Origin of the sequence: Synechococcus sp. RedBA-s (assembly GCF_024345495.1) — a bacterium.
In the GTDB taxonomy this organism is placed as follows: Bacteria; Cyanobacteriota; Cyanobacteriia; order PCC-6307; family Cyanobiaceae; genus Regnicoccus_A.
In genome coordinates this window covers 59,697-79,358 of the sequence record NZ_JAGQBF010000007.1, presented here as the reverse complement: position 1 = coordinate 79,358, position 19,662 = coordinate 59,697, and the positions used below count along the sequence as shown (strand labels likewise).

21 protein-coding genes are annotated in these 19,662 nt (G+C 68.7%); 5 read left to right on the top strand and 16 right to left on the bottom strand.

From position 1 onward, the window contains the following. Positions 1 to 21 precede the first annotated feature (21 nt). From fmt to KBY67_RS04185, 11 genes are all read right to left on the bottom strand, one after another. Positions 22 to 1,062 carry a methionyl-tRNA formyltransferase gene (gene fmt / locus KBY67_RS04235; RefSeq protein WP_255109071.1) on the bottom strand — a complete coding sequence of 347 codons (1,041 nt, stop codon included), beginning with the start codon at positions 1,060 to 1,062 and terminating at the stop codon, positions 22 to 24. A gap of 24 nt (positions 1,063 to 1,086) precedes the next feature. Then, complete coding sequence (locus tag KBY67_RS04230) at positions 1,087 to 2,460, bottom strand: TldD/PmbA family protein (RefSeq protein ID WP_255109069.1); 1,374 nt, start codon at positions 2,458 to 2,460, stop codon at positions 1,087 to 1,089. A gap of 2 nt (positions 2,461 to 2,462) precedes the next feature. After that, positions 2,463 to 3,851 carry a TldD/PmbA family protein gene (locus tag KBY67_RS04225; RefSeq protein WP_255109141.1) on the bottom strand — a complete coding sequence of 463 codons (1,389 nt, stop codon included), beginning with the start codon at positions 3,849 to 3,851 and terminating at the stop codon, positions 2,463 to 2,465. 97 nt (positions 3,852 to 3,948) lie between these two features. After that, positions 3,949 to 5,040: a magnesium-protoporphyrin IX monomethyl ester (oxidative) cyclase gene (gene acsF, locus KBY67_RS04220; RefSeq protein ID WP_255109067.1), complete on the bottom strand. Its 1,092-nt coding sequence runs from the start codon at positions 5,038 to 5,040 to the stop codon at positions 3,949 to 3,951. A 72-nt stretch (positions 5,041 to 5,112) separates the two neighbouring features. Beyond that, on the bottom strand, positions 5,113 to 5,523 hold the full coding sequence (locus tag KBY67_RS04215) for a DUF2996 domain-containing protein (RefSeq protein ID WP_255109065.1): 411 nt from the start codon (positions 5,521 to 5,523) through the stop codon (positions 5,113 to 5,115). Positions 5,524 to 5,618: 95 nt separating this feature from the next. Further along, on the bottom strand, positions 5,619 to 6,143 hold the full coding sequence (locus KBY67_RS04210) for a hypothetical protein (RefSeq protein ID WP_255109063.1): 525 nt from the start codon (positions 6,141 to 6,143) through the stop codon (positions 5,619 to 5,621). A gap of 38 nt (positions 6,144 to 6,181) precedes the next feature. Next, entirely contained in the window at positions 6,182 to 6,805 is a 624-nt protein-coding gene (locus KBY67_RS04205; protein WP_255109061.1) for a flavin prenyltransferase UbiX, read from the bottom strand. 4 nt (positions 6,806 to 6,809) lie between these two features. Next, complete coding sequence (locus KBY67_RS04200) at positions 6,810 to 9,089, bottom strand: ribonuclease R family protein (RefSeq protein ID WP_255109059.1); 2,280 nt, start codon at positions 9,087 to 9,089, stop codon at positions 6,810 to 6,812. A gap of 97 nt (positions 9,090 to 9,186) precedes the next feature. Beyond that, positions 9,187 to 9,471, bottom strand: a complete 285-nt coding sequence (locus KBY67_RS04195) for a TMEM165/GDT1 family protein (RefSeq protein WP_255109057.1) — start codon at positions 9,469 to 9,471, stop codon at positions 9,187 to 9,189. A gap of 15 nt (positions 9,472 to 9,486) precedes the next feature. Continuing rightward, the gene (locus tag KBY67_RS04190; RefSeq protein ID WP_255109055.1) at positions 9,487 to 9,873 is read right to left on the bottom strand and encodes a TMEM165/GDT1 family protein; all 387 of its coding nucleotides are present in this window, start codon (positions 9,871 to 9,873) and stop codon (positions 9,487 to 9,489) included. Continuing rightward, positions 9,870 to 10,274: a YkgJ family cysteine cluster protein gene (locus tag KBY67_RS04185; protein ID WP_255109053.1), complete on the bottom strand. Its 405-nt coding sequence runs from the start codon at positions 10,272 to 10,274 to the stop codon at positions 9,870 to 9,872. The genes KBY67_RS04190 and KBY67_RS04185 overlap by 4 nt, the downstream gene beginning before the upstream one ends. A 116-nt stretch (positions 10,275 to 10,390) precedes the next feature. On the opposite strand from KBY67_RS04185, the gene psb30 reads away from it, so the two are divergent. Further along, positions 10,391 to 10,498, top strand: a complete 108-nt coding sequence (gene psb30 / locus KBY67_RS04180; protein ID WP_255109051.1) for a photosystem II reaction center protein Ycf12/Psb30 — start codon at positions 10,391 to 10,393, stop codon at positions 10,496 to 10,498. 7 nt (positions 10,499 to 10,505) lie between these two features. Here the strand turns inward: psb30 and recJ are convergent, their stop codons facing one another. Continuing rightward, positions 10,506 to 12,434 carry a single-stranded-DNA-specific exonuclease RecJ gene (recJ, locus tag KBY67_RS04175; protein WP_255109049.1) on the bottom strand — a complete coding sequence of 643 codons (1,929 nt, stop codon included), beginning with the start codon at positions 12,432 to 12,434 and terminating at the stop codon, positions 10,506 to 10,508. A gap of 22 nt (positions 12,435 to 12,456) precedes the next feature. Between recJ and KBY67_RS04170 the strand changes: the two genes are divergently transcribed. From KBY67_RS04170 to KBY67_RS04160, 3 genes are read left to right on the top strand one after another with little or no spacing between them, the layout of a single operon-like run. After that, positions 12,457 to 13,221, top strand: a complete 765-nt coding sequence (locus KBY67_RS04170) for an HAD-IA family hydrolase (RefSeq protein WP_255109047.1) — start codon at positions 12,457 to 12,459, stop codon at positions 13,219 to 13,221. After that, entirely contained in the window at positions 13,218 to 13,562 is a 345-nt protein-coding gene (locus tag KBY67_RS04165) for a DUF565 domain-containing protein (protein ID WP_255109046.1), read from the top strand. The genes KBY67_RS04170 and KBY67_RS04165 overlap by 4 nt, the downstream gene beginning before the upstream one ends. An 11-nt stretch (positions 13,563 to 13,573) precedes the next feature. After that, positions 13,574 to 14,575 (top strand): phosphoribulokinase, encoded by a 1,002-nt coding sequence (locus KBY67_RS04160; RefSeq protein ID WP_255109045.1) that lies wholly within the window; start codon positions 13,574 to 13,576, stop codon positions 14,573 to 14,575. Between the two features lie 18 nt (positions 14,576 to 14,593). Here KBY67_RS04160 and rpmF read toward each other — a convergent pair whose 3' ends face one another. Next, complete coding sequence (gene rpmF / locus KBY67_RS04155; RefSeq protein ID WP_255109044.1) at positions 14,594 to 14,773, bottom strand: 50S ribosomal protein L32; 180 nt, start codon at positions 14,771 to 14,773, stop codon at positions 14,594 to 14,596. 276 nt (positions 14,774 to 15,049) lie between these two features. Between rpmF and ftsH the strand changes: the two genes are divergently transcribed. Then, positions 15,050 to 16,798 carry an ATP-dependent zinc metalloprotease FtsH gene (gene ftsH, locus KBY67_RS04150; protein ID WP_399213907.1) on the top strand — a complete coding sequence of 583 codons (1,749 nt, stop codon included), beginning with the start codon at positions 15,050 to 15,052 and terminating at the stop codon, positions 16,796 to 16,798. A gap of 38 nt (positions 16,799 to 16,836) precedes the next feature. Here ftsH and KBY67_RS04145 read toward each other — a convergent pair whose 3' ends face one another. The 3 genes from KBY67_RS04145 to thrC all read right to left on the bottom strand — a co-directional run bounded on the left by KBY67_RS04145 (position 16,837) and on the right by thrC (position 19,642). Beyond that, positions 16,837 to 17,817, bottom strand: a complete 981-nt coding sequence (locus KBY67_RS04145; protein WP_255109043.1) for a cupin — start codon at positions 17,815 to 17,817, stop codon at positions 16,837 to 16,839. A 110-nt stretch (positions 17,818 to 17,927) separates the two neighbouring features. Then, positions 17,928 to 18,203: a MoaD/ThiS family protein gene (locus KBY67_RS04140; protein ID WP_255109042.1), complete on the bottom strand. Its 276-nt coding sequence runs from the start codon at positions 18,201 to 18,203 to the stop codon at positions 17,928 to 17,930. Positions 18,204 to 18,355: 152 nt separating this feature from the next. After that, positions 18,356 to 19,642 carry a threonine synthase gene (gene thrC, locus KBY67_RS04135; RefSeq protein ID WP_255109041.1) on the bottom strand — a complete coding sequence of 429 codons (1,287 nt, stop codon included), beginning with the start codon at positions 19,640 to 19,642 and terminating at the stop codon, positions 18,356 to 18,358. Between the last annotated feature and the right edge of the window lie 20 nt (positions 19,643 to 19,662).

Below are 19,662 nucleotides of genomic sequence, written 5' to 3'. Positions count from 1 at the left end.
TGGTTTCGCCACGGCCCATGATCACCCCAGCCGCTCCCCCATCGCCGCCCCCAGCTGCTGGATCAGGGCCTCGCCCGCCGCGGCACGCTTGCCCTCCAGCTGGGCCTCGCTGATCAGCACGGGGCAGCCGCCCGTGGCCACCACCAGGCCCACGCCGCGCACCAGCTCCAGCACCTCGCCGGGTTCAGCCGCGTGGGCAGTCGCCAACCCTTTCGACTCCGGCTCGCCCCAGCGTTGTGCCAGCTGGGCGGCGGCGGGCGTGAGCTGATCGCTCAGGCGTTGTACCAGGGGTTCGCTGGCCAGCAGCTTCAGCCGCTGTTGGCCCCAGGTGCACTGGGTTCCGGGATGCAGACCCATCACGCGGCGGTGGATCGCCAGCGCCGAAGCGCTCCAGTCGATCTGGGCATCTTGCTTCTGCAGCAGCCGAGCGTGGCAGAGGCCGTCCTCGGCCTGGGGTCTAAGGGCCAGCCGCCGCCGGCGCTCGGCCTCGGGGCCCGGCCCTGCGGCGGCAATCCGTGGCATCGCCTCCACCAGCAGCTCGGCGCTGAGCTGGCTCAGACGCGCCCCCAGCTGGCTGGCGTTCTCCAGCAGGCCGATCGACAGGCGCCGTTCCAGCAGCACCGGTCCCGTGTCGAGGCCCTCCTCCATGGCCATGATCCCCACGCCGGTTTCTGCGTCGCCTTCGATCAGGCACCACTGGATCGGGGCGGCACCACGCCAGCGGGGCAGCAGCGAACCGTGGCCGTTCCAGCAGCCCAGCGGCGGCTGGGCCAGCACCTCCGTCGGCAGTAGCTGCCCGAAGGCCACCACCACCGACGCCTCCGCCCCCAGCGCCGCCAGCTGCGCCTGCAGCTCCGGCTCACGGCGGATGCGGCTGGGGGTGAACACCGGCAGCTCCAGCTCCAGCGCCCGGGCCTTCACGGCCGAGGCCATGAGGGCCGAACCCCGTCCGCGGCGACGATCGGGCTGGCTCACCACCCCCACCAGCTCATGGCCAGCCTCCACCAGCGCCTCAAGGCTGGGCACCGCGTAGGCCGGGGTGCCCCAGAACAGGATCTTCATCGCCGGCTCCTTGTTTAGCGAGCCTCAGGCGTTGCCGGTGATCGAGAGCCCATCCACCCACACCAGCGGGCAGACGCCATCGGGGGTGACCTTGGCTTCGCCCTCGAAGCCCACCAGACCCTTGAGCACGGCGCGGATGTCGCCGGCCACGGTCGCGGCTTCGATTGAGCGGGCTTCACCGCCCTGGATCAACCAGCCATCGAAGGGCAGGGAGAACGATCCCTGGCTGGCCTTCACGCCGGCATGGAGCGCCGAGAGTGAATCGATCCAGACGATCCCCTCCTGGCTGAAGCGATCGAGGCCCCGGGCACCGGTCTGCTCATCGGAGCTGCCGGCCGGACCGATCTCGAACCAGTGGGGCCCCACCGATACCTTCGCCCCCAGGCCGGCATGACCGGTGGGCGCCACGCCGAAGGCGCGGGCCGTGGCCTCTGAATGCAGGAAGTGGCGCAGAATGCCGCCCTCCAGCAGCGGCAGCCGGGCCACCGGTGTGCCCTCGCCATCAAAGCTGGCGGCACCGATGTTGCCGGGGTGCAGGCCGTTGTCGTGGATCGAGAGGAAGGGCACCGCCAGCTGGCTGCCGAGGGAGTCACGCTGGCTGAGGCTGACGCCATCGAGCACCGCCCGGGCATTGAACAGGCCGCTGAAGGCGCCGATCAGATCGAGGAACGCCTCCGGGCTGAACACGCAGGTGTAGCGGCCCGTGGTGATCGGGGCGTAATCGAGATGCTTGATCGTGCGCTCCGCCGCCTCCTCGACGCAGCCGGCCACATCCAGCTGTTCGGCGCCGTAGGCCAGGCGCACGGCACCGCTGCTGCGGGGCTTGCGGCCCGCTTCCTCGGCGAGGGCGTAGAGGTAAAGGCTGGCGGTGCTCAGCTGCTGCTCCCGGCAGGCCCCCTCGCTGTTGAGGTAGAGGCGCTGGCTGTTGCGCTGCGCCAGACCGTTGTAAGGAACGGTGCTGATGGCGGGGTGACAGCTCAGCAGCTCGGCCTCAGCCAGCTTGAGGGTGCCCAGCAGCTCGAGGATGCCCCTGGGTTCACTGATCGGTTGCTCCAGCTGGGCCAGCGGTGCCGTGGCCAGGGGCGAGAAGCCGGGGGTGTCGTCGGGGTTGCCGTAGCGGCTGGCCTCACCGGCGCCGGCCAGGGCGCGGGCCAGGCCTGCGGAGGAGAGATCGGAGGTGCTGGTGATGCCCACCAGGCCGTCGCTGTTCCAGGCCCGCACGGTGATCGAGCTGCGCTGGGCACCCTTGAGCTGCTTGGCCTCACCCCGGTCCACCTGAACGGAGGTGTCAGTGCTGCAGGAGGCACCCAGGTCCCAGCGGCTCACGCCCAGTTGCGTGGCCAGCGCTTGCAGCTGCCCGGCCAGATCGCTGGCTTGAAGGTTGGTGGAGCTGGTCATGATCAGCGGCCCCCCACGGTGATGCTGTCGACCTTGATGTGGGGCTGGCCCACGGTCACGAAGATGCTGCCGCTCACCGAGCCGCAGAAGCCGGCGGCCAGTTCCAGATCGTTGGCGCACATGGAGATTCGTGGCATCACTTCTTTGGCCTCACCGATCAGCGTGGCCCCCTTCACCGGCTTGCCCAGCTTGCCGTCTTCGATCAGGTACCCCTCCTCCACGGCGAAGTTGAACTGACCGGTGGGACCCACACTGCCTCCCCCCATCGACTTGCAGTAGAGGCCCCGATCCACCGAGCCGATCAGCTGCTCGGGGCTGTGGGGACCGGCGGCGATGAAGGTGTTGCGCATGCGGCTGGCGGCGGCGAAGTTGTGGCTCTGGCGGCGGCCGCTGCCGGTGCGGGCATGGCCGGTGCGCAGTTCGCCTGCACGGTCGGAGATGAAGCGCTGCAGCACACCGTTCTCGATCAGCACCGTGCGCTGGGGCTCCATGCCCTCATCATCCATGGAGAGGCTGCCGAAGGCGCCGTCACTGAGCCCTTCATCCACGGCGGTGACCGCCTCATGGGCGATGGTCTCGCCCACCTGATCGGCGAAGGGGGTGGTGCCGCGCTCCACCTGGGTGGTTTCCAGCAGGTGGCCGCAGGCTTCGTGGAAGATCACCCCACCGAAGCGGTTGGCCAGCACCACCGGATAGTTACCGGCCTCCACGTAGTCGGCATAGAGCATCGAGCGAGCGCTGCTGCAGAGATCGATCGCCGAGGCTTCCGCATCCCAGTGGCGCAGGTCATCGGGGCGGCCGGAGCTGCCGTAGCGGCGCCCCAGGCTGGCGCGGTGATCGCCGTCGGCCGCCAGGGCGTTGATCCCCACCGACTGGTGCAGGCGGATGTCGCGGGCGAAGGTGCCATCGCTGGCGGCCACCAGCACCTCCTGCCAGTCGCGGGCGTAGCTGCCGCGGCGGGCCTGGAGATGATCTCCGTGGCGATCCAGCAGGGCGGTGGCCTTCAGCAGCCGAGCCGTGGATTCATCCAGGCCAGGGCAGTGCTGCAGCCAGCTCTCCTTGCTGGCCCCGTGGTCGCGCATCGACGCCAGGCCGGCAAAGGCGTGGCTGCCGAGGCTGCTGCGGCTGAGGCCCAGCATCCCCAGGGCCTGATCCAGGGCCTGCAGCAGGCCGGCCTCACTCAGATCATTGGTGGAGACAAAGCCATCGCGGTCGCCGAGGAACACGCGCAGACCCGCCCCGCGTCCGAAGGCCGGGCTGACATTGGTGATCCTCTCCTGCTCGGCCAGCAGCCCGATGTGATCGGTGCTCTCAAGGAACACCTCCACCAGGCTGGCACCGGCTGCGGCACCCGCAGCCAGCACGGTTTCAAGCCGCTCACGCCAGCGCAGATCAAGGCTGTCGCCCGCGTGGGCACCCGTGAGTGAGGGAGAGGGAGTGGCTAGCAAGACGGTTCAGAGAGGGCCGCCAGGCTAACCAGGCGAGGCCTCAACGCACGGCGGGCTGGAACTCCTCGCTGCGGATCGGTGCCATCAGGAACAGCTTGGCCATCTCCAGACCATTGGCCATCCAATGGGGCAGCTTGCGCAGGGCCCTGACCGGAGCCGGGCCACCCTTGGCGTCAGCCTCGCTGAGGGCGGCGTTGTTGGTGACGATTCGCTCCAGGCGCGTGTAGAACTTAGGATGCTCCACATTGAGCACCACGGGGAACACCCGGGCCGACGTTTCGTTGGTTTTGGCGATCACCATCTTGTCGTACTCGCGAGCATCGAGGCCCAGCGCCTCGTAGAACTCCTTGCGAGCCACATCGCGCACATACATGGTGGCGAACACCGCCAGCAGGAAGAAGCGGCACCACAGCCTGGACTGCAGACCGCGGACGGTGTCGGGCTGGGCCTTCATCAGGGCATCGAAGAAGTCGCCATGGCGGTTTTCGTCTTGGCACCAGTTCTCGAAGAAGTTGAAGATCGGGAAGATCTTGCTCTCGGGGTGCTTCTGCAGGTGGCGGTAGATGGCGATATAGCGCCAGTAGCCGATCTTCTCGGAGAGGTAGGTGGCGTAGAAGATGAATTTCGGCTTGAAGAACGTATAAGACTTGTTGGCCGTCAGGAAGCCCAGATCCAGCTGCAGGCCGAAATCACCCATCGACTTGTTCAGGAAGCCGGCATGGCGGGCCTCATCGCGTGCCATGTGGGCAAAGCACTCTGCCAGCAGCGGGTTCTTGTCCTTGATCCTGCGGCTGAGCTCCTTGTAGAGCAGGAAGCCGGAGAACTCGGAGGTGCAGCTCTGCTCGAGAAATTCCACGAACACCTTGCGGGTTTCGGGATCGAGCTTGTCGGCAGCGCCCTCGAACTCCTCGTTGCGCACGAAGTGATGGCGGTTGTAGTCCTTGCGGAACTCCTCGCAGATCGCTTCGAGCTCCTGCTCGTTGGGCCGCAGATCCATGGCGGCCATCGCCTCGAAATCCGTGGTGTAGAAGCGGGGCGTGAGGATCGTGTCCTTCACCGGCTCTTTGAAGGTCTTGGCCTCAGCGGCGTTGGTGCCACGGGTGGCGGAGGGCGCAGCGACGGGGGGCACCATGCGGGCGGAACAGTGGAGTGTGCCGCCCATCGTAGGTGGGCTTTCCGCTCAGCTGGCCCGGATGTGAAGCGCTCAGTTGGGGCCCAGCCACTTCTGGCTGTTGAGCCGTGACACCACCCGTGAGATCAGTAGGGCCAGGGTGATTTTCTTCTCGTCGATCAGGAACGACTCCAGCAGGCTGGGTTCGCTGCCCGACTCCGCCAGGGCGATGGTCTTGGCGGAGCTGATGCTGGCCTCGGTGAAGCAGAGCCAGAAGCGCTTCTCGCCGGGGAAGCTGCCCATCACCTGCCAGCAGGGGCTGCCCACCACCGGCATGGCCCCCTGCTCGAAACTCAACTGCGGTGCGGCTCCGCCGAAGGCCTCGATTTCCTTGAGCAGGGCCGGCAGGAACAGCTCAGGGATGAATTCCGCGAAGGGCTTGTCTTCCGGAGCCGGTGGCTTGACCTTGGCGGGTGTCGGTGCGGGGCTGGCGGAATCGCTCACGGGCTGGAGCCTCAGCTCAAAACACTGCGCCAACTTTAGGCATCCCTGGCGGCCAAATTTGTTGCTGGACATCGGCTCGCCAGTGCAGCCCCACTTCACCAGTCGTCGCTTGGGGGCGTGTCCCAGCCCTCGGCGTCGCCATGGCCAGCGCCAGCTGTTGTGGTGGCTGCGGCTGCAGCTGGTTGGGCGCTGACGCCTGGGCCGCTGCCCTTGCGCAGGATGCGGAAAGGCACCGAGAGGGTGGGGGGCGGGTCCTGCGGGCCTCGCTCTGGACCAGCGTAGGCAGCGGGCGGGTCCTGCCGCTCCTGCCGCCCTGGCCTGGCCCGTGCTTCAGGCTGCTCATCCCAGGGCTCCGGTTGGCGCCGCTCGCTGCCGGAGGCCTGAACCGCTCGCCGCCGCAGGGGCTGATCGCCCGGTTGCTGCAGGGCCAGGGCCGTGAGGCCGGCGCTGAGGGCGCCGCCGCCGCTGGCCGCCAGGGCCATCCAGACCCCGATCGGCAGGGCCGGGGAGGTCCAGATCAGCAGCCGCAGGCGGCTGGAGGGGCTGGGATTCAGGGCCGCCACCAGCAGCACCGCCAGCAGCGGGGCCAGCAGAGGCAGGAGCAGGAGGCGGTAGAGCACGGAGGGAACAGTCCGGAGATCAGACCGGTGGGCAGGACTCAGAGACTGGCGGCGGCGGCCACCGGACCATCCCAGCGGCGCAGGGAGCCGAGGTCGTAGCCCAGTCCATCGAACACCCGAATCACCAGAAAATCGACCATTTCCTCCAGGCTGGTGGGACGGTGATACCAGGCGGGAATCGGCGGGGCGATGCGCGCACCCGCCTCCGCCAGGGTCGTGAGGTTGCGCAGGTGCACCAGGCTCCACGGCATTTCGCGGGGGGCGATCACCAGGGGCCGCCCCTCCTTGAGGTGCACATCGGCCACCCGCTCCACCAGGTCGAGGGCCACGCCACTGGCGATCCGCCCCACCGTGCCCATGCTCGCCGGCAGGATCACCATGCCTCGCGTGCGGAAGCTGCCACTGGCGATCGCTGCCGCCTGATCGTTCCAGCGGTGACAGCGCAACTGGCCCGTGGTCACGCCCGTGCGCTCCCGCCAGAAGCGGGCCTGCAGATCCGGTTCAGAGGGAATGCGCACCCCCTGCTCCGCCAGCCAGACCCCGATGGCCCCGCGGCTGGCCACCAGCTCCACCGTCTCGCCGGCCTCCAGCAGCAACTGCAGACCCCGCTCAGCCAGCGGCATGGCGGAGGCACCCGTGACCGCCAGGACCACCGGATCCATCCGCTCAGTCCTCCCCGTCGTCGCTGGCTGGATCAGCTTCTGCGCCGCCTTCGTCGTCGCCCTCCGGCAGCAGCACGGCCAGATCGATCTGATGGCGCAGGGCATCCACGTTCTGGATCTGCACCTCCACCTGGTCGCCGAGCATGTAGGTGCGGCGGTTCTTGCGGCCCACCAGACGGTTCTGGCGGGAGCGGTATTCGTACCAGTCGTCCTTGAGGGAACTGACGTGCACCAGCCCCTCCACCTGGGAGGGAGGAATCTCGACGAAAAAGCCGTAGCTCTGCACGCCGCTGATCACACCGGTGAGGGTCTGACCCACCAGGGGTTCCGCCGCCCGGGCCTGGGCCATGGCCAGCAGGTCGGCCTCCACCTCGGCGGTGAAGCGCCCCCGGCCGTTCAACCGCTGCAGCATCGACTCGCTGCGCCCCTGCTGCAGCTCGCTCATCTGGGTGGGGGTGAGCAGGGGCCAGTCGATCGTGCCGTGGCAGCTGGCGCTGGCCAGATCCACCCGGGTCTTGTGGCGGACACTGGGGCGGTCCTTGCCCTCGGTGAGCAGCAGCACCAGGAGCTGCTGGTTCCAGAGATCGGCGTAGTGCAGCGAGGGCAGGCACCAAGGGGCGTAGGCCGCCGATTCGGCGCCCAGGCCATGGGCGCCTGGGCTGGCGCTGAGCTGGATCGGCGGGATCACTTCACTGAGCTGACGTTGCAGCACCCGGCTGCGATCGGTGGCCGCGAAGGTGGCCGCCAGGTCCCTCGGGGCGGGGGCATTGCCGTCCTCGCTGAGCTCCACGGGGATGTCGAGGCCGAGGGCCGCCTTGGCCACTTCGTTGATCTCACTGCCGTCGGCCGGCGGATTGACCGCATAGAGGGCCGGCAGCCCGAGGGCACAGAGGTGGGCGCCGAGGGCGCGGCTGGCAAGGATCAGCAGTTCCCGCATCAGGGCTGTGGGCTGGTGCTCGGGCAACTGCACCATCCAGCCCGAACGGCGCTCCTCAGGCGAGGGGACGCAGAGATCGCCGAGGGATTCGAGGCTGGGGCGGGGCAGATCCAGCTCCAGGGAGCCGCTCTCAAGACGCCGCTGACGCAGCAGGGCGGTGATCTCCAGCAGCCGCTCCAGCTGGGGCAGCTGATCCTTGATCGGCTTGAGCGCCGCCGGGATCGTGCGGGCCTTGGGCTTGTGCTCCGCCAGGGCCTGCAGGGCGCTGGCCTCCACCACCGCGTCCACCTGGATGGTGGTGAGGGCAAAGCGGTAGTCGCTCAGCTCCCCCTGCTCGTTGCAGCTCAGGCCCACCGAAACGGCGGCATTGGCTTCACCGGGCTTGAACGCAGCGGCCTTGCTCAGGGCCGGGCTGAGCAGCGGCAGCCAGCGACGACCCAGGCAGATCGATTCCCCCTGCTCCCGCAGCCAGAGATCGAGGCTGCCGCCGGGGCTGAAGCGTTCCGCCAGTGCCGGCACGTGGATCCATAGGCGCAGGCCGCCATCGCCCTCCTCCAGGGAGAAGGCGGGCAGGATCGGGGCGTCGCTGCCACTCCAGCCATTGAGCAGCAGGGTGGGCAGGGCCGTCAGGTCAGCGCGCGCTTTGTCGCTGGGGGCCTTGAGGCTGGAGCGTGGCGCCGCCGGCCGCTGGCGCAGGCCGTGCTTGGTGAGCAGCAGATCCAGATCGGCCTCCTCGCCGCCGTTGATCGGCAGGCGCCGCTCCACGTGGCCCAGGGGCGGGAACTGCGCCACTGGATAGCGGTCCAGCAGTACCTCCACCACCGACTGCTTCTCGGTATCGAGGTAGCTGGCGTCGGAGCCCGGCAGCTCCACCGAGGTCAGCAGCCGGTCGTCGAGGGGCACCGCCAGCAGCCGGTCGTCCTGTTGTTCCACCTGGGCCAGCAAGTGGGTGGTGGCCCGCTCGAGGATGCACTGAACCCCTCCCTCCGGTGAGCGGCGGCGGCCGCCCTCGCGGGTGATGCGCACCAGCACCCGATCGCCGTTCCAGGCGTGGTTGAGCTGGTGGTCGCGGATGTAGATGTCCTCACCGCCGTCCTCGCGCAGGGCGAAGCAGAAGCCCTTGCTGGAGCAGCGCAGGCGCGCCTCGATCAAGGTGTCGTCCTGGCGACGCTGGATGCCGTCCTCTGTTTCCACCAGCACCCCCAGCCGGCTCAGGCCCTCCAGGGCGATGCGCAGCTGAGACTTATCAGGCTTGAGACTCAGTCCCAGCGCTTTCTCCAGCTTGGCCACCGGCAGGGCGTCGGCGGCGGGGAGCTGCTCGAGCAGGTGGGCGACCGTGAACTTCATCGAAACGACAGGGCGAAGTTGGAGTTGAGGCGCGCGGCATGATGCCGGCAGGGGCGTGCAGCGAAGCCCCGGGGCATCGATGTCTCCGACTCCAACTTTACGGAGCGTCGGTTCCGGAGAGCAGGATCAGCCGCAGGCCGATCACCAGGAAGCCCAGGGAGGCCGCCAGCTGCAGGGCATCGGGGGGAATCACGCTGGAGAGTGAGCCGCCCGCGAGGGCCCCCAGCAGGCTGGCGAGCACCAGAGCGCCTGCGCTGCCGAGGAACACCGCCAGGGTGTTGCTGGAGGTGCCGCTGATGGTCACGATCGTGAGCTGGGTCTTGTCGCCCAGCTCGGCCACGAACACAGTGAGGAATGTGGAGGCTAGGAGGGGGAGCTGCATCGCGGCGCCGGAGGCTCAGGGATTGGGGAGATCGAGGACGGGCTGGAGCAGGCGGAGGCTGGCCTGCCCCCCCAGAAAGAGGCCGAGGGACACCATCAGGATCCCGGAGATGCGCTCCAGGCGCTGGGCGGGCAGCACCGCCGCCAGCCAGCGCCCCAGCAGCACACCCACCAGGCTGGAGCAGATCAGGGCCAGGGCGGCGCCGGCGAAAACCACCCCGGGCCGTCCGGATTCAGCGGAGAGCAGCAGCGCAGCCAGTTGGGTCTTGTCGCCCAGCTCAGCCAGAAACACTGTGGTGAAAGTGGTGGCGGCCACCGCCACAAAATCCGACGAGCCCGCGCTGGCGCTCTCGGTGCTGGCTTCGGGGCTGGGGCTGAGATCGGAATCGACGGGCTCGCTCATGGCTGGGTCTGGTGCTCGCTGGGGCCAGGGGACGCAAATGGGCCACCCGTCAACCGGGTGGCCCGCTCGAAGCGACGCATCACCACCGAGCGCCCCCCATATTCCTCGCGGATCTGCTGGCGGCAGCAGCCGATCGCAAAGGCTTCCTCCTGATCCTCAGGGACGGCGAACAACTGGGCGAGGGCACCGACCCGGCAGAACTCGGGCCGATCGGCGTAGATGCGGCAGCTTCTGGAGCCCGTGTTGAAGTGACGGCACCAGCCATCGGCTCCCACCATTGAGAGGTAGAGCTGGCGCTGCTGCTCACTGAGGGCCTCGAGGGCTTCGCTGCGCTGCTCCGGGTCCAGACGGCAGCAGGCGCCGCAGCCGCTGATGCAACTCCAGTGGGGTCCGGCGCCCATCCAATCGCCTCCAACGGCTGTGACAAGGCGTCACAGTGGCATGGGAGCACCGGGACCTGCGGCCCAGGCGGCCCTTAGGCTGACTCCTGGACAGTCCTTATCCGAGCGCCGCATCCATGGGAATTGATTTCCATCTGATCGCCAACTTCATGGCGCTGGCCCTGATCACCCTGGCGGGCCCAGCTGTGATCTTCATCCTCTTTTACAGGCGCGGCGCCCTCTGAACCGGGCTCAGACTTGAAGGCCCAAGGCCAGGGCGGCCTCGTCGATCAGGCCGCGCAGGTAAGCCGGCTGATCAAGCGCTGGGAGCTCCACATGGAGTTCCCGGCCTTCCTCGTTGCGGATCAGCACCCCATCCCCCTGGCGTCGGCACCAGTAAGAGCGCTGTCGCCGCCTGAGCAGCACGGTTCCGCCGCCACTGTCGCGCAGGCCCACCAGTTCCAGTTGCAGGCGCTCCTCCCCCTGCCAGCTGTCGCTGCGCAGGCGGTAGGCCACATCCACTAGCTCCGGCACTGTGCCCTCCCCCTGCCAGCGCCAGGCGATCGCCCGCAGCCGGCAGTCCCCCTGCTCCAGCTCCAGCTGCAGGTGGCCACCACGCAGCAGCCGCTGGCTGATCACCCGGCAGGACTTGCTCCAGAACATCGGCGCCGCGAACCCCGCCCCCAGGGGTTCGAGCCGCTGCAGGTCGCGCCAGAAGCCCCGGCCGATGCGCTCCAGCTCCAGGCAGGCCTCCGGCTCCACCGGCGAGCCGCTGCCGCGATCGCCCAGCCAGCTGGCCGCCAGCCCGTTGAGCTGCTCATGCAGGTCCGCCAGCCGCTCCGCCCTCACGCTGAAGCCGCCGGCGGCGGGATGGCCGCCGTAGCGCTCCAGCAGGGCGCCGCAGTGGGTCAGGGCCTGATCCACCGCAAATCCCCTCGGTGCCCGCACCGACGCCCGCAGCCGGCCGCCCCCCTCTCCGGCCAGCAGGGCCACGGGCAGGCCATAGCGCTCCACCAGCCTGGCGGCCACGATGCCGATCACGCCGTGATGCCAGTGGGTCTGGGCGAGCAGCACAAAGGGGCTGGGCTCGGGGCCATCGGCCTCCACCAGGGCCACCGCTTCCGCTTCGATCGCCTCACAGAGTTCCCGCCGCTGCCGGTTGAGGGCCTCGCAGTCCTGGGCCAGGGCCATGGCGCGGTCTCGGTCGTCGGTGGTGAGCAGATCCACCACCAGGGCCGGATCGCCCAGTCGTCCCACGGCGTTGATGCGCGGTGCCAGCTTGAAGGCCACCGCCGTGGCATCGAGGGGCTCCTCCCCCAGCCCCGCCAGCCGCTGCAGCGCCTGCAGGCCCGGCAGGGGTGAGGCGTGCAGCCGCCTGAGGCCATCGCGCAACCAGCGCCGGTTCACCCCCAGCAGGGGGGCCATGTCGGCCACGGTGCCGATGCAGAACAGATCCAGGGCCATGGCGGTGGCATCGGCTCGGCCCAGCTGGCTGGCGAGCACCATCGCCAGCAGATAGGCCAGCCCCACCCCCGCCAGACCCCGGTAGGGGGAACCCTCGGGGGTGCAGGCCGGATGGAGCAGGGCCAGATAGGGCGGGTGCTCGGCGGGGAGCGTGTGGTGGTCGGTGAGAATCACCTCCACCCCCAGATCCCTGGCCCGCTCCAGGGCCTCCCGGGCGGAGATGCCGTTGTCGACGGTGACCAGCAGGCGCACCCCCTCGCCCCGGAGCCGCTCCACCATGCCGGCATTGAGGCCGTAGCCCTCCTCCTGCCGGCTGGGGATGGCGGCCTGGGGACGGGCCCCCAGCCGCTGCAGCACCCCCACCAGCAGGGCCGTGCTGGTCATGCCGTCGGCGTCGTAATCGCCGCAGATCGCCACCGCCTCCGCCGCGGCGCAGGCCCGCACGAGCCGCTCCACCGCCACCGCCAGATCGGCGAAGTGCTCGCGCGGGTCGGGGGCGGCGGGGGGATCCAGCAACTCCTGGATCGCCTCGGGGCTGTCGAAGCCCCGCCGGTGCAGCACCGCCAGCAACTCCGGCGGCAGCCCCAGGGCCGCCATTCCGCTGGCCTGGGCCCCGTCAAGGCTGGGGGGCAGGGGTGCGGGCAGTTGCCAGCGCTGCTCAGGCGGTGTGAAGGGCAGGGGATCCTCGGGGCAGTGGGGCCATTCTGATCGGCTCACCTCCAGCTCCTAGCGTCGCTGGATGCAAGCCCTTGCCGCTCAGGGTTCCCTGCGCGCCCTGCTCTGGGACGTGGACGGCACCCTGGCTGAAACCGAACTGGACGGTCACCGGGTGGCCTTCAACAGGGCCTTTGACCAGCTCGGCCTGCCTTGGCAGTGGGACCGAGCCACCTACATCGAACTGTTGGCGATCAGTGGTGGCCGTGAGCGGCTGCGCGGGTTTCTTCAGCGGCAGCAGGGAGGGGAGCCCAAGGCCTCGCTGCTGGAGGCGTTGCACCAGGCCAAACAGCTGCATTACCGCCAGCTGGTGGTGGCCGGTGAGGTTCAGCTGCGAGCTGGCGTGCGCCGCCTGATCGAGGCGGCGGCGGCGGCCGGCCTGCAGCAGGCGATCGTGACCACCAGCGGCCGTGAGGCGGTGGCCGCCCTGCTGGAGAACCAGCTCAGGGAGCTGAGTCAGCTGCTGCCGTTGCGGATCTGTGCCGAGGACGTGGCCGCCAAGAAACCCGATCCCGAGGCCTACCGCCTGGCCCTGCAGCGCCTGGGGCTGGAGCCTGGTGAAGCTGTGGCCCTGGAGGATTCCCCGGCGGGCCTGGCGGCGGCCACGTCGGCCGGTCTGCGCTGCCTGGTGACCCTCAGTGCCGCCACAATCAAGTTGCCAACCACGCGCTTCAGCGCCGCCTCCAGCCTCACCGATGGCCTGGAGCCCACCAGGGTGCTGCGGGGCCCGGCTTGTGCCGGCGGCCAGATCACGCTCTCCTACCTGGAGCAGTTGCCAGCCATGCCATGAGTCCGTTGCCCGTGCAATCCACCCGCCTGCAGCAGGCCCTGGAGAGCGGCGGCCGCACGGCTCTCTCCGGATGGCGGGGGAACTGGCGCCACCGCAGCCTGGCGCTGCTGGCCCTGCTGCTGGGCCTGTTCGCTGGCAACAACGTCACCTCCTTCGTGCTGTATCAGTTGGGGCCGCGTCCGCTGGTGGTGCTGCTGCTGGTGCTGCTGGTGGAGCTGCTGGCTCGCCTGCGCAGCCACTGGGTGCGGGGGGAGCCCTCCCTGGGCTGGGTGCTCTGCGACAACCTGCGGCTCGGGGTGGTCTATGCCGTGGTGCTGGAGGGGTTCAAGCTCGGCTCGTGAGCACTGTCCCTTTGCCCTGGCCCTGGCCCTGGTCCTTCCCGCCGGAGCCCCACCGGTTGCTCCTGGCCCGCTGTGGCGTCAGCGATCCGCTCGGCTGGGCCCAGCTGTGGTCCCAGCGCCTCGGGGACTGGGAGGGCCCGCCCCATCCCAGCCTGCTCTGGGGTCTGGTGTTGCCGCTGCTCAGCGGCTGCCATTCCAGGCTCAGCGGTGGCAGCGGCAGTGGCAGCTCCCCGTTGCTGATCGGGCTCAATGGGCCGGTGGGGGCCGGCAAGACCACCCTGGGACGAGCGCTGGAGCGCCTGGCGCCCAGCTTCGGCCTCCGCCTGGCGGTGGTCTCGATCGATGACGCCTATCTGCCCTACCAGCAGCGACTGCAGAGGCTGGCGGGCAATCCCTTCGGCGTCAGCCGCGTTCCGCCCGGCAGCCACGATCTGCCGCTGCTGCTGGAGTGCCTGCGGCGCTGGCGCTCGGGGGAGCCATGGCAGCTGCCTCGCTTCGACAAGCGCCTACGCGCCGGTGTGGGTGATCGGGCCGGCTGGCGCCGCTTCGAGGCTGTGGATGTGCTGGTGCTGGAGGGCTGGCTGGTGGGCTGCCGGGCCCTGGGGGAGAGCGCCCTCTCGGCGGCCATGGCCGAGCCGATGCAGCCGTGGAGTTGCCCCCTCAGCTCTGCAGAACTGGCCTGGTTACCGCGCTGGGACCGGGAGTTGCAGGCCTACCAGTCGCTCTGGGATCAGCTTGAGGGGCTGTGGTTGCTCAGGCCCTGCCGCTGGAGCCTGCCCCTGCGCTGGCGCCTTCAGGCCGAAGCCCGCCAGCGCCGCTGCTCTGGCCAGGCACTCCAGGCCCCGGAGGTGATTGCCATGGCAAAAGCCACATTGGCCTCGCTGCCCCCTGAGCTTTATCAGGATCCCCTGGCGACATCAGCGCTTGGCTCGTCGTCTGCGGCCACGGCTCTGATCAAGCTCGATGGCCAGCGCCGCTGCATCTGGAGCGGCCCGGCCAAGGAGGCACCGTGACTAGCGATGAGCTGTTGATCAGCTCTCGCTTTCTTCGGCGGATTCATCAATGGGATAGACGAAGCCCTGAGCCCGTCCACTCAAAACGGCCTTACCCAGCGACATCGCTTTTCGAGCCGCCACGGTTGCCTTTGCCTTCCAATGGGCATGGCGCTGATTGCGCTTGCCCTTGGAGGTTTTCTTCTTGGGAACAGCCATCCCGCCCGACCAGCCAAACAACGATCTTCCGCTGTCGTGAGGCCTTTCGTCAAATCGCTAAGCTCGTTTGAGAAGCAGAACCCTGTGAGCAGCCCGCGTCCGGTGCTCCCTCTTTGGCCGGAGGGAGCCCGCTCACTTCTGGCGGCGGCACCGGCCCAGCCGGAGGCCACCCCCTCACCAACCCCACCAGCCACTCCCTCACGGGAGGGCGGTCTGCTGGGCCGTCTGGGGCGCCCCACTGAGCCGCCGCCCTCCTACAGCGAGCTGCTGAAGCTGATGCAGGGCGGCACGATCAAGGAGCTGGAGCTCTCCCCTCGCCAGCGGGAGGTTCAGGTGCAGTTCAAGGACGGCAGCAGCACCCGGGTCCCGGTCTTCGCCAACGATTCGCTGCTGCTGCGCACGGCGGAGCAGAGCCGCGTTCCGCTCACGGTGCGTGACGACCGCCAGGACGAGTCCACCGCCGGCCTGCTGGTGAACGTGCTGCTGGTGGTGTTGCTGCTGGGTGGGCTCACCCTGTTGCTGCGGCGCTCCTCCCAGGTGGCCAGCAAGGCGATGGGCTTCGGCCGCAGTCAGCCGCGCCTGCAGCCGGAGGGCACGGTGGCCGTCCGCTTCGAGGACGTGGCGGGCATCAATGAGGCCAAGACCGAACTGCAGGAGGTGGTGAGTTTCCTGCGTCAGCCGGAGCGCTTCACCGCCCTTGGCGCCAAGATCCCCCGTGGTGTGCTGCTGGTGGGACCTCCCGGCACTGGCAAGACACTGCTGGCCAAGGCCATCGCCGGTGAGGCGGGGGTGCCCTTCTTCTCGATGGCCGCCTCGGAATTCGTCGAGATGTTCGTGGGGGTGGGCGCCAGCCGGGTGCGTGACCTGTTCAAGCGGGCCAAGGAGAAGGCTCCTTGCATCATTTTCATCGACGAGGTGGACGCGGTGGGCCGCCAGCGCGGCGCTGGCATCGGCGGCGGCAACGACGAGCGGGAGCAGACCCTTAACCAGCTGCTCACGGAGATGGACGGCTTCGAGCAGAACTCGGGCGTGATCCTGATCGCGGCCACCAACCGCCCTGATGTGCTCGATGTGGCCCTCACCCGGCCGGGGCGGTTCGATCGCCAGATCCAGGTGGACCTGCCCGACCGCCTTGGCCGCGAAGCGATCCTGGCGGTGCACGCCCGCAGTCGCCCCCTCGATCCCTCGGTGTCGCTGGGCACCTGGGCGGCGCGCACCCCGGGCTTCTCCGGTGCCGATCTGGCCAACCTGCTCAATGAGGCGGCCATCCTCACCGCCCGCCACCAGCGCAGCAGCATCGACGACCAGTCCCTCAGTGATGCCCTTGAACGCATCACCATGGGTCTGGCGGTGGCCCCCCTGCAGGACAGTGCCAAGAAACGCCTGATCGCTTACCACGAGATCGGCCACGCCCTGCTCAGTTCGCTGGTGCCCCATGCCGACAAGCTTGACAAGGTGACCCTGCTGCCACGCTCCGGCGGTGTCGGCGGTTTTGCCCGCACCATGCCCGATGAGGAGATCCTCGATTCAGGGCTGATCAGCAAGGCCTACCTGCAGGCCCGGCTGGTGGTGGTCATGGGCGGTCGCGCCGCCGAGCAGGTGGTCTTTGGCCCGAGCGAGATCACCCAGGGCGCCTCCGGTGACCTGCAGATGGCCACCCGCATCAGCCGCGAGATGGTCACCCGCTACGGCTTCTCTCCCCTCGGCCAGGTGGCCCTGGAGGGCGACGGCCACGAGGTCTTCCTCGGCCGTAATCTGCTGCACACCCGTCCCAGCTACGCCGAAACCACCGGCCGGCAGATCGATCTTCAGGTGCGTCAGCTCTCCCAGCAGGCCCTCGACCAGGCGCTCACCCTGCTGCGCCCCAGGCGCGTGCTGATGGATGAACTGGTGGAGCGGCTGATCGAGCAGGAAACCCTCGGCGGCGAGGAGTTCCGCGTCATCGTTGATCGCTTCGAGGCCAGTGGCGCCCTGCCATCCGGCTCCGCTTCCTCTGAGGCCCTGCCGGTGGCGGGCCACGCCTGAGCCTGATCAGCTGGGCCAGATCAGGCTCAAGCTCAGGCTCAGCTGAAGCGGATGTCGAGGCTGCGCAGGTAGGTGTGCAGGGCGGCGTCCTGGATCGGCAGCAGCAGCGCGTCTTCGCCGCTCTCGTTGACATGACCGTGCCAGTGGCCCGGCGGGGTCACGAAGGCCGCCCCCGGTTCCCACTCCATGCGCAGGGGATTGCGGATCGTGCCATCGGCATTGAGCTCGGGCCCCGAGAGGGTGGCGCAGCCCGGGGCGCAGGCGATCACCAGATCGAGGGCCACCGACTGGTGCCGGTGGGGGGCCTGGATGGCTCCGGCCGGCACCAGCCCGTACATGGCCCAGAGGGTGTGGGTGACGGTGCGGCTCCTGGGCAGATCGCTGTTGGCCAGCAGCAGGCTGAGGCGGTTGCTGCGGGCGCTGCTGGGGTCGGCCGCCAGGGCCGCCAGCTCCCGCCGCAGCCACTCCCCCGGGTAGTGGGTGGCCTCGAAGCGGGGCCGATCGGCGCTCACCCCCAGGTGATTGAGCAAGGGTTCGTCGTGGACCCAGTAGAGGACGCTTTCCTCGTGGGCCTCCAGCTGGGCCGGTTCACCGCAGGGGAGCACGAAGAGATCCCCCTGGCTCCAGGGCTGATCCACCGGGCCGCCGAGGGCGCCCGCCGGCCTCCGGCAACGGCCTGCACCGCGCCAGACATAAAAAAGGAAGCTGGTGGCGTTGGCCCCGGCGCTGATCGTTTCACCCGCCAGGATGCGGATGAAATTGGCGCTCAGGGCCGGGCTGGTGGCTGGACCCCGGCAGTCCAGCTCGTCGCTGAGATCGAGGGGAAGGATGGCGCTGGGGCCGCTGGCGTGCAGTTCAGGCCCCCAGCGCCCCTCCGGGATCGGTTCGGTCAGGCCCCGCCGCACCGGGTTGGCGGCCTGGCGGTAATCAAAGAGCTGGGCCTTGCCCGCCGCGGCCATCGACAGGGCGACGCTCTGATCCTGCCGTAGGGCCACGGGGGCTTCGGGAGCTTGGGTCATGGATCCAGCCGCGCACAACATGTAATGCGCTGAGCCTATGGACGATCCCAGCCCGATTGGGTGCTCGCACGCACACCTGGGCTGGGAAAGCCATCGGTCGCGCTGCCTGATCAGCCGCCGGCCACGGCGGGCACGATGCTCACCTCATCGCCGTCGGCGAGGGCCGTGGCCTGGTTGTCGAGGAAGCGGATGTCCTCGCTGTTGACGTACACGTTGAGGAAACGCCGCAGCTTGCCGTTCTCATCGGTGAGCCTGGCGAGGATGCCGGGGAAGCGGCCCTCCATGGCCTGCAGCAGCCCATCGACGTTGGTGGCCTCCAGCTCGACGCTGGATTGATCCGACGTGAATTTCTGCAGGGGGGTGGGGATCAGAACCTGAATCGCCATGACGGAAGTGGAAGGCGGCAGCAGCCGCCGGCAAAGGATGGTGGGAGGAGTGGCCTGGAGCTTTGGAGTTGTGGACCTGTGGAGCTCGGTGGGCACGGCATGGGTGGATTTGGGTGCCGAAGTGAAACCGAGCTGATGCCGAAGTGCCGGCCTCAGACGCTGATCGGTTCCCAGCTGGCGCGGTGCAGCGACTGGGCCCGCTCCCAGGCGGCATTGAAGCTGGCGAGCTGGGGCTCGATTGTGTACGGTTCACCCACGGAGGAGGCCACGGCTTCGGTGGTTTTCAGGCCGTTGCCGGTGATGTAAGCCACGGTGGTTTCGCCCGGATCGATCTTGCCCTCCTCCACCAGCTTCTTGAGCACGGCGATGGTGGTGCCGCCGGCGGTTTCGGTGAATACACCCTCGGTTTCAGCCAGCAACTTGATGCCGTCGATGATCTCCTGGTCGCTGACGGCGGCAATGGAGCCGTTGGTGCGCCGGGCCAGGTCGATGGCGTAGGGGCCGTCGGCGGGGTTGCCGATGGCGATCGACTTGGCGATGGTGTTGGGCTTCACCGGGGTGATGAAGTCGCGGCCTTCGGCGAAGGCCTGGGCGATGGGGGAGCAGCCCTCGGCTTGGGCGCCGCTGAAGCGCACGGGCTTCTCGTCGACGAGGCCCACCTTGATGAACTCGTCGAAGCCCTTGCGGATCTTGGTGAACAGCGAGCCGGAGGCCAGGGGCGCCACGATGTGATCCGGAAGCTGCCAGCCCAGCTGCTCGATCACCTCGTAGCCGAGGGTTTTGGAGCCTTCGGAGTAGTAAGGGCGCAGGTTGATGTTGACGAAGCCCCAGCCGTAGGTGTTGGCCACTTCGGAGCAGAGGCGGTTCACCTGGTCGTAGTTGCCCTTCACCGCCATCAGGGTGGGGTTGTAGATCAAGGTGCCCAGCACCTTGCCCATCTCCAGGTCGCTGGGGATGAAGACGCAGCACTCCATGCCGGCGTGGGCGGCGATGGCGGCGGTGGAGTTGGCCAGGTTGCCGGTGGAGGCGCAGCTCACGGTGGTGAAGCCCAGTTCGCGGGCCCGGGTGAGCGCCACCGACACCACCCGGTCCTTGAAGGAGAGGGTTGGCATGTTGACCCCGTCATTCTTGATGTAGAGGTTCTTCAGCCCCAGGCGGCGGGCCAGGCGGTTGGCCTTGAGCAGAGGGGTGAAGCCGGTGCCCACATCGATCGGATCGCCTTCGATCGGCAGGAACTCGCGGTAGCGCCAGATGGAGGTGGGGCCGGCTTCGATCGAGGCCCGGCTGACCCGGGCGCGGATGGCGTCGTAGTCGTAGACAACCTCAAGCGGGCCGAAGCAGACGTCTTCACAGACGTGGCGGGCGCTCGCTTCATAGGGGTGACCGCATTCCTTGCAGCGCAGGCCCGTGAAGGTGGAGCGAGAAAGGGTGGCGGTCACGGCCCGAAAACAGCTGTCAC

What these genes read in the sequence shown, in the direction of transcription:
- KBY67_RS04230 (WP_255109069.1), bottom strand. Translation starts at nt 2,460, where the DNA reads ATGACCAGCTCCACCAACCTTCAAGCCAGCGATCTGGCCGGGCAGCTG.
- psb30 (WP_255109051.1), top strand. Translation starts at nt 10,391, where the DNA reads ATGGGAATTGATTTCCATCTGATCGCCAACTTCATGGCGCTGGCCCTG.
- fmt (WP_255109071.1), bottom strand. Translation starts at nt 1,062, where the DNA reads ATGAAGATCCTGTTCTGGGGCACCCCGGCCTACGCGGTGCCCAGCCTT.
- rpmF (WP_255109044.1), bottom strand. Translation starts at nt 14,773, where the DNA reads ATGGCTGTTCCCAAGAAGAAAACCTCCAAGGGCAAGCGCAATCAGCGC.
- KBY67_RS04185 (WP_255109053.1), bottom strand. Translation starts at nt 10,274, where the DNA reads ATGGGCGCCGGACCCCACTGGAGTTGCATCAGCGGCTGCGGCGCCTGC.
- acsF (WP_255109067.1), bottom strand. Translation starts at nt 5,040, where the DNA reads ATGGTGCCCCCCGTCGCTGCGCCCTCCGCCACCCGTGGCACCAACGCC.
- KBY67_RS04200 (WP_255109059.1), bottom strand. Translation starts at nt 9,089, where the DNA reads ATGAAGTTCACGGTCGCCCACCTGCTCGAGCAGCTCCCCGCCGCCGAC.
- KBY67_RS04170 (WP_255109047.1), top strand. Translation starts at nt 12,457, where the DNA reads ATGCAAGCCCTTGCCGCTCAGGGTTCCCTGCGCGCCCTGCTCTGGGAC.
- KBY67_RS04165 (WP_255109046.1), top strand. Translation starts at nt 13,218, where the DNA reads ATGAGTCCGTTGCCCGTGCAATCCACCCGCCTGCAGCAGGCCCTGGAG.
- KBY67_RS04190 (WP_255109055.1), bottom strand. Translation starts at nt 9,873, where the DNA reads ATGAGCGAGCCCGTCGATTCCGATCTCAGCCCCAGCCCCGAAGCCAGC.
- KBY67_RS04195 (WP_255109057.1), bottom strand. Translation starts at nt 9,471, where the DNA reads ATGCAGCTCCCCCTCCTAGCCTCCACATTCCTCACTGTGTTCGTGGCC.
- KBY67_RS04145 (WP_255109043.1), bottom strand. Translation starts at nt 17,817, where the DNA reads ATGACCCAAGCTCCCGAAGCCCCCGTGGCCCTACGGCAGGATCAGAGC.
- KBY67_RS04140 (WP_255109042.1), bottom strand. Translation starts at nt 18,203, where the DNA reads ATGGCGATTCAGGTTCTGATCCCCACCCCCCTGCAGAAATTCACGTCG.
- KBY67_RS04205 (WP_255109061.1), bottom strand. Translation starts at nt 6,805, where the DNA reads ATGGATCCGGTGGTCCTGGCGGTCACGGGTGCCTCCGCCATGCCGCTG.
- ftsH (WP_399213907.1), top strand. Translation starts at nt 15,050, where the DNA reads ATGCAGGGCGGCACGATCAAGGAGCTGGAGCTCTCCCCTCGCCAGCGG.